Raw genomic sequence first — 892 nt, 5'->3', positions numbered from 1 at the left:
CGACTTCGTCACGGACACTCTGAAGAGCGGCGAGATCGCCAGCTTCTGGCCGACGCTGGCAGCCCAGCCGTCGTTCAACAACTTGATCTTGCCGCCCGCGGCCGCCACGGTTCCGGCGATGTCGATGGCGCCACCGGTCGTCGCCGAAAATGCTCCGCCCGCCGCCAGACGCAAGCTGCTGTCCGCCGTCACGACGAGATCGTTGGAGGTGATGGAGAGCGCGCTCAGCCCGTAGCCCGAGAGCCGGTCGGCCGAAAGGAGCGTCTGGTATCGGCTGGTGGACCGGAAATTGGCCGACCCGACCTCGGTCGGCACGCCCGTCGGGTTCGTCGCCGGCAGCGCGCGTCCCTTCGCGATCACCCGTCCGTCGGCCGCGTAGACGCTCTGGTTGTACGTGGTGTCGAAGTCATCGGGGAGCGAGGCCGCGCTGGCGCCGATGATCACGGAGGATCCCGTGACCAGCGTCAGGAACCCCTGTGACGGCGCCTCGTCGCCCTTCGCCTGGGTGTCCGCAACCGCGCCGTGGATGCTCGGTGCGCGCCCGAGGGCGATCTGTCGCTCGCCCAGGCGCGATCCGAACAGCAGGGTGCCCGCCAGGACCGGGGTCGGTGTCTACAGCGAGATGCCGCCGGCGTCACGGCCTTCCGTGTAGCCCGGCACGACCATGGTGCTGCCGATCGACCACGTCTCCTTGACGTTCCAGCGCGCATGGTCGACCGTGAACTGACCGAAGACCCCCACATACACCATGTCGGGGTCGGCGTTGCGCATGGTGTAGATCCGGCCGTTGATGCCGACCAGCCGTGTGACCGGGACGGTGCCGGGCAGGTACCGGATCTGACCGCCGGCCATGTTGATCACCGATCCGGAGCGGAGCACCACGTCGGCGCTG

2 protein-coding genes are annotated in these 892 nt (G+C 68.5%); both read right to left on the bottom strand.

Annotation, left to right across the window (positions count from 1 at the left end):
• On the bottom strand, positions 1–444 hold a 444-nt coding region (locus tag ABTU92_RS30655), incomplete at its 3' end, for a hypothetical protein (protein WP_408095293.1).
• A gap of 168 nt (positions 445–612) precedes the next feature.
• A partial coding sequence (locus ABTU92_RS30650; RefSeq protein ID WP_408095292.1) for a hypothetical protein occupies positions 613–892 on the bottom strand: 280 nt, incomplete at its 5' end.

Origin of the sequence: Rhodoplanes sp. SY1, from assembly GCF_046000175.1 — a bacterium.
GTDB lineage: Bacteria > Pseudomonadota > Alphaproteobacteria > Rhizobiales > Xanthobacteraceae > Rhodoplanes.
Note: the sequence above shows the minus strand (reverse complement) of the source record. Positions and strands in the feature narration are given on the sequence as shown.